The organism is Microbacterium marinum (assembly GCF_014204835.1).
In the GTDB taxonomy this organism is placed as follows: domain Bacteria; phylum Actinomycetota; class Actinomycetes; order Actinomycetales; family Microbacteriaceae; genus Microbacterium; species Microbacterium marinum.
In genome coordinates, this window is record NZ_JACHMD010000001.1 from 2,597,393 (window position 1) to 2,610,131 (window position 12,739).

Here is a 12,739-nt window from a genome sequence, read left to right on the forward strand (position 1 = left end):
CGCTTACACCTTCGTGGAGCGGGCGTGAAGTTGAGCGACGAACTCCTCGGCGGCGGCGAGTTGGATTCTGAGACGGTCGCGCCGCTCGAGCGCCTCCTGCCGGACACTCTCAAACCGAGCATCAAGTTCCGGATCGCGCGGGTTGGCGTTGACCAGATTGATGAGGTCGAGCAGCTCACGCATCTGGTCGAGGCTGTAGCCGAGGGGTTTCATCCGGCGGATTAGCATCACCCGTGCCTCGTCGTCGGCGGTGTAGAGGCGGAACCCGCCATCGGTGCGTCCGGACGGAGTGACGAGACCGATCTCGTCGTAATGGCGGAGGGTGCGCAGTGACAGACCAGTGCGCTCGGCCAGTTCACCGATGTGCATCGCCGCGTCAGTCATGATCCCCGATTTCCTTCAACCCTCACGTTACGTTAGAGTCTCGTTGTTCGCTCGCACCCTGTCGTGCAGCATCCATCCTCTCCCGAATCTCTGAGACTTCCCGGCGCAACGGAGCGCCTTCCTGCGGGCTTACATCCCCGCCGACCACGAAGGAGCACCGTGACCGCCGTCGTGCCCACGCAAGATCCCGCCGCCCGCTACCGGATCGAACCGACCGTTCTGCAAGCGCTGCGCAGCCCCCGCATTCTCACCCGCGAAGTCCTCGCCGGACTGGTCGTCGCGATCGCGCTGATCCCCGAAGCGATCGCGTTCTCGATCATCGCCGGGGTCGACCCCCGGGTGGGGCTGTTCTCGTCGTTCGTGATGGCGGTCGCCATCGCATTCCTCGGCGGCCGGCCCGCGATGATCACCGCCGCAACCGGCGCCATCGCGCTGGTCATCGCCCCTGTTGCCCGCGAGTACGGGATGGACTACTTCATCGCCACCGTGATCCTCGGTGGGCTCATCCAGATCGTGCTGGCACTTCTCGGGGTGGCGAAGCTGATGCGGTTCATACCCCGCAGCGTCATGGTCGGGTTCGTCAACGCCCTCGCCATCCTCATCTTCATCTCGCAGATCCCGCAGCTGCTCGGGGTGCCCTGGATGGTCTACCCGCTCGTGGTCGCGGGCCTGCTCATCATGTATCTGATGCCGCTGCTGACCCGTGTCGTCCCGGCACCGCTGGTCGCGATCGTTCTGCTCACTGCCGCCGCTGTCGTGTTCGGTATCAGCGTCCCCACCGTCGGCGATCAGGGCCAACTCCCGCAGAGCCTGCCCGAACTGTTCATCCCGAACGTTCCGCTCACCCTGGACACCCTCGGCATCATCTTCCCGTTCGCCGCCGCGATGGCCATCGTCGGGCTCCTCGAATCCCTCATGACCGCGAAACTGGTCGATGACATCACCGACACCCACTCCCGAAAGACCCGCGAAGCGTGGGCTCAGGGGGCGGCGAACATCCTCTCCGGCGCGTTCGGTGGCATGGGCGGCTGCGCGATGATCGGGCAGACGATGATCAACGTGAAGGCATCCGGAGCCCGCACCCGCATCTCCACCTTCCTCGCCGGCGTGTTCCTCCTCGTCTTGGTGCTTGTGCTCGGCGACATCGTCGCCGTCATCCCCATGGCCGCCCTCGTCGCCGTGATGATCGTCGTCTCCGTCGCCACGTTCGACTGGCACAGCATCCGCCCCACCACCCTCAAGCGCATGCCGCTCAGCGAAACCCTCGTCATGGTCGTCACCGTCGGCATCACCGTGTGGACCCACAACCTCGCCATCGGCGTCGGCGTCGGCGTCATCGCCGCGATGATCCTCTTCGCCCGCCGCGTCGCGCACTTCACCACCGTCACCCGCGAGATCACCGACCAAGACGGCCAGCCCACCGCCCGTTACACCGTCGACGGAGAACTGTTCTTCGCCTCCAGCAACGACCTCACCACGCAGTTCGAATACACCCACGACCCCGACCGCGTTGTCGTCGACCTGACCCGCTCCCACGTCTGGGACGCATCCACCGTCGCCGCGCTCGACGCCATCCACACCAAATACGAACACCTCGGCAAGACCGTCACCTTCACCGGCATGAACGACGCCACCGCCCGATTCCACGGCCGCCTCACTGGCGGACTCGGCAACGCGCACTAACTGGACTCCAGCGACCCCGGCACTAAATCAACACGCCCTAGGCGGCTCCGACGTCTGCGACTCCCGGCCCCAGGCCGTCAGCCGCCGATCGCGTTCATCCCGCGCGCGGGCTGGAGGAACGACGGGTCGTTGATCGCGTGGCCCGGCAGCTTGCCGTGCACGCAGGCCTGCAGGATGCCGGCGATGACCCCGCTCCGCTCGGAGGGAGCGGCATCCGCCGGCATCGCCCGCAGAGCAGTCGTCACGTCGTACTCGGTGAGCGAGAAGAGGCAGTTGCGGAACTGACCGTCCGCAGTCAGCCGCAGCCGATCGCACGCGCCGCAGAACGGCGCCGTCACCGACGCGATCACACCGACCTCGTGCGGGCCACCGTCGATCCGCCACTTCTCGGCAGGCGCTCCCCCACGACCGGGCACCGGCTCCAACCCGAAGCGCTCCGACAGTGCGGCGAGGATGTCTTCGCGCGTCACCATCGCGTCCCGGTCCCAGGTGTGACCGGAGTCCAGCGGCATCTGCTCGATGAAGCGCAGCTGCGCGCCGACCTCCATCGCGAACTCCACCAGGTCGACGAGCTCGTCGTCGTTGACGCCGCGCATCGCGACCGCATTCAGCTTCAGCGGCGTCAGCTCCGACGCGGCAGCCGCAGCGATCCCCGCGAGCACATCGTCGAGGCGGTCGCGACGCGTGAGCGCGGCGAACTTCTCGCGGTTGATCGTGTCGATGCTGATGTTCAACCGCGTCAGCCCGGCCTCGATCAGGTCGGGAAGCACCTCGCCCAGACGGATGCCGTTGGTCGTCATCGCGACCTCGACCGGGCCATCGGGGCCAGAGATCGCCGCCACGCGCCGCACCACATCGACGATGTCGGTGCGCAGCAACGGCTCGCCGCCGGTCAGCCGGAACGTCCGGATGCCGAGGGCTGCGGCAGTTTGAGCCACCTCGACGATCTCGTCGGTGGACAGGATGCTCGTGCGGGCGAGCCACTCATTGCCCTGCTCGGGCATGCAGTACGTGCAGCGCAGCGAGCACCGATCGGTGAGCGAGATCCGCATGTCGCGGTGCACTCGACCGTGGGTGTCGACGAGGCCGGCACCGAGGTCAGCGGGCGCCGCGTCGGCCGGCGCCTGCGGCGCACGACCGATGGTGACGGGCACGGCCGTCATCGCGTCGCTCCGCGCGCCGATGTCATCTTCTGAGGCTAGTCGCCGTTGCCCGGGCGAAGGCGGGAATCCGCCGCCTCTCAGGGGATCGGCACGAACCGCATGTGCGACGGATCGACCTGCAGCCATACCGTGTCACCTGGCGCGACGTCAGCGTCCCCCGCTCCGATGTCAGCGGCACCGGACGTCGTGTGGATCCGCGCACCCGACAGCGTCGGCTCGACCCGCACGACCTCGGTAGGCCACGCGTTCGCTCCCGCTCCGCTGACGACACGCACGTCGGCCGGGCGGAACACCGCCGCGAGCGGTGCGCCATCGGTCGCCGCGAGTGCCTGCGACGCGGGATCCGCGCTCGTCAGCAACGCTGCGCCCCCCGTCCACCGGCCATCCGCCGCGACACCCGGCATCCGATTCACGTCTGCGATCGACGCGACGAAGGTGGATGCCGGAGCGTGCAGCACCTCGCGCACCGCGCCGCTCTGCACGACGACTCCGGCCTCCACGATGAACAGCCGCTCGGCGAGCGCGACCGCGTCCGCCGCATCGTGCGTCACCGCGATCGTGGTCGTGCCGACGAGCTGATTGCGGAGCATGCCGCGGATCGACGATGCCGTGACAGGGTCCAACGCGACGAGAGGCTCGTCGAGCAGCACGACGCGTGGGGACGCCGACAGGGCACGGGCGATCGCGACACGCTGCTGCTCACCGCCCGACAGCTCCCGCGGCATCCGCTCCCCCATCCCGGCAAGTCCCACCCGCTCGAGCCAGACGTCGGCGTTCGCGCGTGCCGCGTCGGTCGGCGTGCCCGCCGCCCGGGGGCCGAACGCGACGTTCTCGCGAGCCGACAGGTGCGGGAACAGGCGCGGATCCTGGTTGAGGAGGATCACCCCGCGATGCATCGGAGCGGTCCGCACGCGCGGCACAGCGGTCCGCTCGACGACACGGCCGCCCACGACGATCTCGCCATCGTGGAGCGGCGCCAGCCCGGCGAGCGCTTCGAGCAGCGTCGACTTGCCGGCCCCGCTCGGCCCCATGACGGCCACCGTCTCACCGGCCGCCGCATCGATCGCGACATCGACGCGGAAGCGCGGCCGGTCGACCACGACGTGTGCCCGCAGCCCCCTCATCGCACCGCTCCCGGCCGCCAGCCCCGCACCAGCAGCAGAACGATGATCGCGGCTGCCAGCAACAGCAGCGCGAGCGCGACGGCCGTCCCCTGGGTCACACCGGCACCGTTGAACGCGGTATAAATGGCCAGCGGCATGGTCTGCGTGACGCCTGGACGATTGCCCGCAAACAGCGCAGTCGCCCCGAACTCGCCGATCGCGCGGGCGAAGCACAGCACGACCCCCGCGACGATGCCGGGCACGGCGAGCGGCAGCGTGATGCGCCAGAGAATCGTCCACCGTCCCGCGCCCAGCGCCGCGGCGGTGCGCTCGTAGTCGACGCCCGTTGCTCGCACCGCGCCCTCGACGGCGAGCACGAGGAACGGCAGTGCGACGAACGTCTGCGCCAGCACGACGGCCGGCGTCGTGAACGAGAGCCCCCACTCCCCCAGCCACCCGGAGCGTCCGAAGAGGTACAGCAGCGCGATACCGCCCACCATCGGCGGCAGCACAAGCGGCACCGTCACGGCGGCGCGCAGGAGTGCCGCCACTCGCGGACCCGACCGGGCGATGAGCAGCGCGAGCGGCACGCCGAGGACGATGCACACGAGGGTGGCCGCCAGCCCCGTGCCGAGCGACAGGCCAAGCGCCGCCACCGCTGCGGGCGACGTCACGTCGGCCAGGAAGGTCGACCACTCGACGCGCGCGACCAGCGCGATGAGCGGAAGCACGAGGAACGCGAGCGCGACGATGGCGGGGAGCGCGAGCACCCGCGGGGTGTAGCCGCGTTCGCTCACGGTGCCCCGAACCCGAACTCCTCGAGGATGGCCTGACCCTCGTCGGACAGCACGAAGTCGACGAACGCGTCCGCGGTATCGGGGCTCGCGGCATCCGCCACCGCAGCGATCTCATACAGGTTTACGACTTCGTCGGCACCGTCGGGCACGATCGCCTCGATGTCTTCGCGGCCGATCACGTCGGTGGCGTAGACGAGGCCCGCGTCGGCCTCACCGGCCGCCACCTTCGTGAGCACCGCGGTCACGTTCTGCTCGAGGCTCGCGGCGTCGACGGTCACGCTCGCCGCGTCGAGCAGCGAAGCGGATGCCGCGCCGCACGGCACCTCCGGCGCACACAGCACCGTCACGACGTCCGCGAGGTCGTCGAGCGACGCGACGCCCGCCGGGTTGCCCGCGGGCACAGCGATGACGAGCGTGTTCGAGGCGAACACGGCGGGGTCGGCCGTGGCATCCGATGCCTTCGCCATGTTCGCCTGATCGGCGGACGCGAACACATCGGCCGGTGCCCCCTCGAGGATCTGCGTGGCCAGGGTCGACGAACCGTCGTAGACGGCGCTGACCTCGACCTCGGGATGCCGCGCAGTGAACGCGTCGCCGATCTCACCGAACGACGCGGCCAGAGATGCGGCGGCGTACACGGTCAGTGACTCGCTCAGGGGTGCCCCATCCGTCGCGGAGGGAGCCGGCGTGCTCGCGCAGGCGGTGACCGTGAGCGCAACCGTTCCGACGAGGGCGATACCGCGCAGCGAACGAGGCATCAGTCCCGCGCGATCTCGACGACGACGTTCGTGGCTTTCACGGATGCCGTCGCGAGCGAGCCCACCTCGAGCTCCAGCTCGCGTGCCGCTTCGGCGGACATCAGCGACACCACCCGATGCGGACCCGACTGCAGGTCGACCTGTGCCATGACGCCGTCGATCTGCACGCGGGTCACGATGCCGACGAAGCTGTTGCGCGCGCTGGAGCGGTGCTCGCTCCCCTCCGCGGGCTGATTCGCCATGTCGACGGCGAACGCGGCCAGCGCATCACCCGGGATCTCCGCTGGGACGGCGTCCGTCACCGGGAGGAGTCCCTGGTCGATCCATCGGCGCACGGAATCGTCGCTCACGCCGAGCAGACGGGCGGCACGAGCCACACGGTAGGTCCTCATCATCCGATGATGCCGCACGAGCGGATGCAAAGCTAGCAGTTATGCCGCATCTGCGGCTTCTCAGAGATGCTGATCGCCGCCCGCGCGGCATCCCACCGGTATACGCTCAGGACATGCGCCCGTTGGTCGATGCCGTCCCCGAGTTGGATCCCGACGAACGCGTGCGCACAGCCCGCCACACGGTGCTGCGTGCCATCGGCGACGAGGGGCAGCGGCGCCTGTCCGCCGCGCGCGTTGCCGTCGTCGGCGCCGGCGGCATCGGGTCGCCCGCACTCCTGGCCCTCGCCGCTGCCGGCATCGGCACCCTCATCGTGATCGACGATGACATCGTCGAGCTGCACAACCTGCAGCGCCAGATCGCGCATCGAGTCGACGACATCGGCACCCTGAAGACGGACAGCGCTGCCCGCGCCGTCGCCGCGCTCTCACCGCACACGACGGTGACCCCGATCACTGCTCGCCTCGACGACGCCAACGCGGTGGAGTTGCTCAGCGGAGCCGACGTCGTGATCGACACGAGCGACTCCTTCGCGACCCGTCGCGCCGTCGCCGCGGCCACTGAAGCACTCGGACTGCCCCTAGTGTGGGGCGCGGTCAGAGAGTGGCACGCACAGATCACGGTCTTCTGGTCGACGCCTCCCGAGGGCGACCCCGTCGTCCTGAACGACCTCTTCGCGGTCGGCACCGAAGGCGACCCGCCCACCTGCGCGCAGGTCGGCGTGCTGGGCGCGCTCTGCGTGCAGGTCGGCGGCGTGCTGGCCACCGAAGTCGTCAAGCTCGTCACCGGTGCGGGCCAACCGCTGCTCGGACGCATGATGGTGCTCGACGCGCTCTCCGGGCGCCAGCACGAGCTCGCCCTCCGATCGGCGAAGGCGGCGGGATGAACGACATGCGCAGCGTCGAGGAGCAGCTCGCCCGGGTCCTCGCGGCGGTCCGCGTCGTCCCGACCGACGTCATCCCCGTCCATGACGCGGCGGGGCGCACGCTCGCCGCACCCGCGACGGCCACCCACGACATCCCGCTGTTCGACAATTCGGCGATGGACGGCTTCGCGGTGCGCGCCGCCGACGTCGCGGATGCCTCCCCGGACAATCCGGTCACCCTCCGCGTCGTCGCGGACCTGCCGGCCGGCGTGTCGACCGACCCTCGCCTCACCGCCGGTGAGGCCGCCAGGATCATGACCGGCTCACCGACGCCATCCGACGCCGACGCGATCGTGCCGTTCGAGAGCACGGTCGACGGCCTCGCGGACTCCCTCGACGTGGTCCGAGTGATCGAGGCGCCCGCGCCGGGCGCCTTCGTCCGCCGACGCGGTGCCGACCTGCACGCCGGAGACGTGGTCATCCCCGCCGGCGAACGGATGGGCGCCTTCCAGGTGGCCGCGGCCGTGGCCGCAGGCGTTGCCGACGTGACCGTGACGCGCGCACCACGCGTGGCAGTCGTCTCCACCGGCAGCGAGCTGCTCACCCCCGGCGAGACGCCACGGCGCGGGCTCATCCCCGACTCGAACGGGCCGCTCCTCGAACGCCTCGTCGCCGACGCCGACGCCGACCTCGTCTTCACCGCGCGGGTCGCGGACGAAGGCGAGGGGGTTGCCCAGGCCACCGCCGCCGCCCGCGAGGCGGGGGTCGACGTCATCGTGTTCACCGGTGGGGTCAGCGCGGGGGCGTACGAGCCGGTCCGTGCCGCCTTCGACGGACACGGCGAGGTCGAGTTCGTCCGCGTCTCGATGCAACCGGGCAAGCCGCAGGCGTTCGGGGTGGTGGGCGACGCGTGCCTCGTCTTCGGCCTGCCCGGCAACCCGGTGAGCGTCGCCGTGTCGTTCGAGGTGTTCGTGCGTCCCGCGCTCCTCGCCCTGCAGGGCAGGAACGAGCGCTTCCGTCCGCACCTGACGCTCCGAGCCGCGGAATCGTGGCGCACCCCGCCAGGTCGCCGGCAGTACCTGCCCGCGGTCGTCGACCTCGCCGAGCGGACCGTACGCCCCGCGACCGCGGGAGGATCGGGGTCGCACCTGGCCGGTGGGCTGGCACGCGCGTCGGCCTTCGCCATCGTGCCCGCCGACGTGGCCGAGGTCGCCGTCGGCGACGAGGTAGATGTCATGCTGGTCGGATGAGCTTTCCCCACCTCGACTCGGCCGGTCGCGCGCACATGGTCGACGTCACCGCGAAGCAGCCGACCGTGCGCACCGCGACAGCGCGCGGCTTCGTCCGCTGCAGCGCGGACGTCGTCGCCGCGCTCCGTGACGGCTCGGCCCCGAAGGGCGACGTGATCGCCGTGGCTCGCATCGCCGGCATCCAAGCAGCCAAGTCCACAGCAGGCCTGCTGCCCCTGGCGCACGTGATCGGCGTGCACCGCGCCTCGGTCGAGCTCGAGGTCGTCGCCGACGGCGTAGAGATCGAGGCGACCGTCGGAACGGCGGACCGCACCGGCGTCGAGATGGAAGCGCTGACCGCGGTATCGGTGACGGCACTCGCCGTCGTCGACATGGTGAAGGGGCTCGACCGGTCGGTCATGATCGAAGACGTCCGCATCGTCGCCAAGTCGGGCGGTCGATCGGGCGACTGGGTGCGGCCCGGTGAAGCCGGCCCGGAGAGGGACCAGTCATGACCACCGTGCGGTACTTCGCGGCAGCGGCCGAAGCGGCCGGCACGGAGACCGAGGAACGCAACGAGGCCACGCTCGCCGAGCTCCGCACCGCCGTTCTCAACGAGCACCCGAAGCTGTTCCTGGTCCTCCCGGACTGCGCGGTCCTCGTCGATGGCGTGCGGACTGACGGCGACATCTCGCTCGCGAACGCACGCCTGATCGATGTGCTGCCGCCCTTCGCGGGCGGCTGAGCCTCAGCTCCCGATGCCCTTCCAGGCCGTGGTGCCGTCGGCTTCGAGCTGACGCTTCCAGACGGGCAGGTCGGTCTTGATCGTCTCGATGACGGCGCGGCAGACCTCGAACGCTTCGGCGCGATGCTCTGAAGCGACGGCGATCACCACCGCCGCGTCTCCGACCTCGAGATGCCCGACGCGGTGACTGACGGCGACGACGGCGCCCGCCTCGCCCCCGGCTTCGGCCGCGATCCGTGCCAACGTCTGCTCGGCATCGGGGTGCGCGCTGTATTCGAGTCCCACGACCCCGGTCCGCGCGTCCGGGTCGTTGTCACGCACCCTGCCGACGAAGGTCGTGACGGCGCCGTACGCCGGGCTCTCGACGGCGCGCATGTGCGCATCGAGGTCGAGGGGTGTCTCCTCGATGCGCGCGATCTTCACGGTGTTCACGAGTGGTCCCCGCCCTTCATCTGATCGATCACGTGCGCGGCGACCGACACGATCACCGGGATGCCGGAGGCCACTGCCCCGGTCGACCCGGGGAGGTTCACGACGAGCGCGCCCTCCGGTTCCACCACGCCCGCCACGCCGCGTGACAACACGGACAAGGGGGTGTCGGCAACACCGACGCGTCGCAACTCGTCCGCGATACCCGGGACGCTTCGGGTCAGCACGCGTTCCGTCCCCTCGGGTGTCCGATCGCGCGGGCCCACCCCCGTGCCCCCGGTCGTGACGACGAGCCGGGCGCCCGTGGCGATCGCGCGTCGGACGGCCTCCTCCACCGAATCGGCACCGTCGGGAACGATTTCGCTGCCCGATGATGCGATGCCCGCCTCGTCGAGCAGACGGACCGCGAGCGGCCCGCCACGATCCTCACGCTCCCCCGCGGCAGACCGGTCGGAGACGGTAATCACGTAGGCGAGAAAAGACGACACGCGCTCACCCTAGACGCGCTCACGAGACCGTGATGAGTGACCGCTGCCATCCCGACGAACCGTCGGGGGCGATCGGCGCGCGCTCCTCGATCTGGAGGTCGCCGTTCTTGTTCACCGCTCGAACCGCGACGTAGTGCGTGCCGGGGGTGGCATCCCATTCCATGACCCACTGCACCCACGTGTCCTCGTTGATGGGCTTGGACAGCTTGGCGGGCTTCCACTCGCCGTCGTCGATGCTCACTTCGACGCGCTCGATGCCCACGGTCTGGGCCCACGCGACGCCGGCGACGGGCACCTTGCCCGCCTTGACCGGCGTGCCGGATTTCGGCGTGTCCAGTCGCGAGGCGAACTTGATGGGAGCCTCGGCGCTGTAGCCGCGCGGCGTCCAGTACGCCTCATCCTCCGCGAACGTCGTGACCTTGAGTTCGGTGACCCACTTCGTCGCGGACACGTAGCCGTAGAGGCCCGGGACGACCATGCGGACGGGGAACCCGTGCTCGGGCGGGAGCGGCTCGCCGTTCATCGCGACAGCGAGGATCGCGTCGATACCGTCATCGGTGACCGCCGAAAGCGGCGTACTCGCGGTGTATCCATCGACACTGCGCGAGAGCACCATGTCGGCGCCGGACTGAGGTCCGGCCATCGCCAGCACATCGCGTAGCGGCACACCCTGCCAGACGGCGTTGCCGACGAGCCCGCCACCGACCTCGTTCGACACGCAGGTCAACGTGATGGCGTATTCGTCGAGCCCCATGTCGAGCAGGTCTTGGAAGGTCAACTCGATGCGCTGGTCGACCATTCCGTCGATCACGAGGGTCCACGTCTCAGGGTCGACGGTGGGCACGGTGAGGGCGGTGTCGACGCGGTAGAAGTCTGCGTTAGGAGTGATCAGTGGGCTGAGGCCTTTGACGTCGAGCTCCGCACCCGACGGGATCGACACCGTCGATCGCGGTGCCGGCAGCTTGATCGCCTTGCGGATGGCTTCGGCCGATGACGTCACCGCGCTGACCGTGCGACCGGCGATGCCCACGACGATCGCGGATGCGCCCGCAATCGTGGTCAGCATGAGGAACCTGCGGCGATCGAGGTGACGCGAGTGCGCGGGATTCTCCGGTACGGGGGCAGCCGTCGATGCCTCCCGCCACGCGCGCAGGCGGCGGCCCAGGATCACCAGGATCACGACGCCGCCGATGGTTCCCAGAATCGGCGGCAGGTACGCGAGCACCGTCGCCTCAGCCCGAGTGACGATCGCGGCACCCGAGAGCACTCCCGCGAGACCGATGGCGATCGCGCCGAGATGGGGGCGCACGTACTGGAGGATGCCCGCGATCGCGGACGCGATGAGCACCGCGAGGCCCAGCCCGACGAGGAGCGCGATCTTGTCGTACTCGCCGAACGTGGTGATCGCGAACTCCTTGAGAGGCCGCGGGACGATGTCGATGACGAAGGCACCGACCGCGAGGATCGGGCTCGCGGTCCGGGCGAAGACGAGGGCGGCGAGCTCGGCGACCGCGAGGAACACCGCGCCCGCGACGACGCCGGCCACGGCTGCCCATGCGATGAACCTCTTACCGCTGCGTGGAGTGGTCATGTCCGTCCCTTCATTGGTCTATTCGGAACGGACACCGAATCAGATGTGCGCTGCACGGATGCCGGCGATGCTCCGACCTCACTCTCGCGCCTTCCGAACCGGAAAACTCGGACTTGCGCCTGCCGGCTTCGACCCGAACGTGACGTCGGGTTGGTCGGCGGGCCTCGGTAGGGTTCGGGGATGGAGAACGCGGACGCCGGCTGTCAGATCATTCTGGTGAACCCGGCCGGTTCGGTTCTGCTGCAGCTGCGAGACGACATTCCGAGCATCCCGTTCCCCGGCATGTGGGCTCTCCCCGGAGGGATGCTGGAGCCCGGCGAACTCCCGCTCGACTGCATCCTTCGGGAAGTGGACGAGGAGCTCGGGGCGCGACTCGACCCCAGCACCGTGACGCACGTCGTCTCGAAGACGCGGTCCTACGGGCTCGAGCACACCTTCACCGCGCCATTCGCCGCAACCGTAGACGAGATCGATCTCACCGAGGGGCAACGCGTGGAGTGGTTCACGCCAGAACAGATCGAGAGCCTCGCGCTCGCCTACGAGGACGACGACGTCCTCGAGTCCTTCTTCGCGGCTCGCTTGTAGGCTGCCCGCCAACGCTCGGGATATCCGCCGGGAGGAGGAGTCGGCTCTTTCGTGAACTCACTACCTTGGCACCATGGATATCTCCTCGATGTTGATGGGCGCCTCGATCGCATCGATCGCGTGGATCATCTTCGTACCGTGGTCGAAGCTGAAGCGATTGAAAGAGCTCGACGAACGCACGAGTGAGTGACGGACCGCCGCTCTCCGGCGCGTGGCCGTAGGCCGTTCACACAAAAAGGAAGCCCCGACTGTTACCACACAGCCGGGGCGAGACGAATGAGAAGTTCGCCTATCGAGGTCAGTCTACCGTGCGCACCTGAGAGCTCGCCCGTTCCGACTTGACGCACCTCCGGCTACCGCATTTGTCCAGCGCGCGGCAAGGCTGCGCAGGCCGACATCGAGGCGGCGCGCCGTTCTGCGGAGATCGACGAACACGCGGCGCAGGCCGCGCGGCGACGCGCCACATCGGAACTGATCAGATACGTTCGCTGCTCCCCCGGGTGGTGAGCGACCGCGACCCCGACGATGC

15 protein-coding genes are annotated in these 12,739 nt (G+C 69.4%); 6 read left to right on the top strand and 9 right to left on the bottom strand.

The window, feature by feature from the left end; all coding sequences use genetic code 11:
- Window positions 1-3 precede the first annotated feature (3 nt).
- A complete protein-coding gene (locus BKA24_RS12820) occupies window positions 4-384 on the bottom strand; it encodes a MerR family transcriptional regulator (protein WP_061682430.1) in 381 nt (126 codons plus the stop codon).
- A 159-nt stretch (window positions 385-543) separates the two neighbouring features.
- On the opposite strand from BKA24_RS12820, the gene BKA24_RS12825 reads away from it, so the two are divergent.
- Window positions 544-2,067, top strand: coding sequence for a SulP family inorganic anion transporter (locus tag BKA24_RS12825; protein WP_061682431.1), 1,524 nt, complete (start codon window positions 544-546; stop codon window positions 2,065-2,067).
- Window positions 2,068-2,144: 77 nt separating this feature from the next.
- Here the strand turns inward: BKA24_RS12825 and moaA are convergent, their stop codons facing one another.
- The 5 genes from moaA to BKA24_RS12850 all read right to left on the bottom strand — a co-directional run bounded on the left by moaA (window position 2,145) and on the right by BKA24_RS12850 (window position 6,280).
- A complete protein-coding gene (gene moaA, locus BKA24_RS12830; protein ID WP_184218857.1) occupies window positions 2,145-3,230 on the bottom strand; it encodes a GTP 3',8-cyclase MoaA in 1,086 nt (361 codons plus the stop codon).
- Window positions 3,231-3,307: 77 nt separating this feature from the next.
- On the bottom strand, window positions 3,308-4,354 hold the full coding sequence (locus BKA24_RS12835; RefSeq protein ID WP_184218859.1) for an ABC transporter ATP-binding protein: 1,047 nt from the start codon (window positions 4,352-4,354) through the stop codon (window positions 3,308-3,310).
- Window positions 4,351-5,130 (bottom strand): molybdate ABC transporter permease subunit, encoded by a 780-nt coding sequence (gene modB, locus BKA24_RS12840; protein WP_184218861.1) that lies wholly within the window; start codon window positions 5,128-5,130, stop codon window positions 4,351-4,353. The genes BKA24_RS12835 and modB overlap by 4 nt, the downstream gene beginning before the upstream one ends.
- A complete protein-coding gene (gene modA / locus BKA24_RS12845) occupies window positions 5,127-5,888 on the bottom strand; it encodes a molybdate ABC transporter substrate-binding protein (RefSeq protein ID WP_184218863.1) in 762 nt (253 codons plus the stop codon). Before modA ends, modB begins: the two co-directional genes overlap by 4 nt.
- Window positions 5,888-6,280 (bottom strand): TOBE domain-containing protein, encoded by a 393-nt coding sequence (locus BKA24_RS12850; protein WP_184218866.1) that lies wholly within the window; start codon window positions 6,278-6,280, stop codon window positions 5,888-5,890. The genes modA and BKA24_RS12850 overlap by 1 nt, the downstream gene beginning before the upstream one ends.
- A 113-nt stretch (window positions 6,281-6,393) precedes the next feature.
- Between BKA24_RS12850 and BKA24_RS12855 the strand changes: the two genes are divergently transcribed.
- The 4 genes from BKA24_RS12855 to BKA24_RS12870 are packed head-to-tail and all read left to right on the top strand — an operon-like array spanning window position 6,394 to window position 9,117.
- Window positions 6,394-7,164, top strand: coding sequence for a HesA/MoeB/ThiF family protein (locus BKA24_RS12855; RefSeq protein ID WP_184218868.1), 771 nt, complete (start codon window positions 6,394-6,396; stop codon window positions 7,162-7,164).
- Window positions 7,161-8,393 carry a molybdopterin molybdotransferase MoeA gene (locus BKA24_RS12860; RefSeq protein WP_184218871.1) on the top strand — a complete coding sequence of 411 codons (1,233 nt, stop codon included), beginning with the start codon at window positions 7,161-7,163 and terminating at the stop codon, window positions 8,391-8,393. Before BKA24_RS12855 ends, BKA24_RS12860 begins: the two co-directional genes overlap by 4 nt.
- On the top strand, window positions 8,390-8,887 hold the full coding sequence (moaC, locus tag BKA24_RS12865) for a cyclic pyranopterin monophosphate synthase MoaC (protein WP_184218874.1): 498 nt from the start codon (window positions 8,390-8,392) through the stop codon (window positions 8,885-8,887). Before BKA24_RS12860 ends, moaC begins: the two co-directional genes overlap by 4 nt.
- Window positions 8,884-9,117 carry a MoaD/ThiS family protein gene (locus BKA24_RS12870; protein WP_184218877.1) on the top strand — a complete coding sequence of 78 codons (234 nt, stop codon included), beginning with the start codon at window positions 8,884-8,886 and terminating at the stop codon, window positions 9,115-9,117. The genes moaC and BKA24_RS12870 overlap by 4 nt, the downstream gene beginning before the upstream one ends.
- 3 nt (window positions 9,118-9,120) lie before the next feature.
- On the opposite strand, the gene BKA24_RS12875 is transcribed toward BKA24_RS12870, so the two are convergent.
- Genes BKA24_RS12875 through BKA24_RS12885 form a run of 3 tightly spaced genes read right to left on the bottom strand, consistent with a single transcriptional unit; the run spans window position 9,121 to window position 11,625 of the window.
- A complete protein-coding gene (locus BKA24_RS12875; protein ID WP_184218880.1) occupies window positions 9,121-9,549 on the bottom strand; it encodes a molybdenum cofactor biosynthesis protein MoaE in 429 nt (142 codons plus the stop codon).
- The gene (locus tag BKA24_RS12880) at window positions 9,546-10,034 is read right to left on the bottom strand and encodes a molybdenum cofactor synthesis domain-containing protein (protein ID WP_184218883.1); all 489 of its coding nucleotides are present in this window, start codon (window positions 10,032-10,034) and stop codon (window positions 9,546-9,548) included. Before BKA24_RS12880 ends, BKA24_RS12875 begins: the two co-directional genes overlap by 4 nt.
- Before the next feature lie 19 nt (window positions 10,035-10,053).
- Window positions 10,054-11,625 (bottom strand): molybdopterin-dependent oxidoreductase, encoded by a 1,572-nt coding sequence (locus BKA24_RS12885; RefSeq protein ID WP_184218886.1) that lies wholly within the window; start codon window positions 11,623-11,625, stop codon window positions 10,054-10,056.
- Window positions 11,626-11,805: 180 nt separating this feature from the next.
- Here BKA24_RS12885 and BKA24_RS12890 point away from each other — a divergent pair, with 180 nt between their 5' ends.
- Entirely contained in the window at window positions 11,806-12,210 is a 405-nt protein-coding gene (locus BKA24_RS12890) for an NUDIX hydrolase (RefSeq protein WP_184218889.1), read from the top strand.
- Window positions 12,211-12,739: the final 529 nt, after the last annotated feature.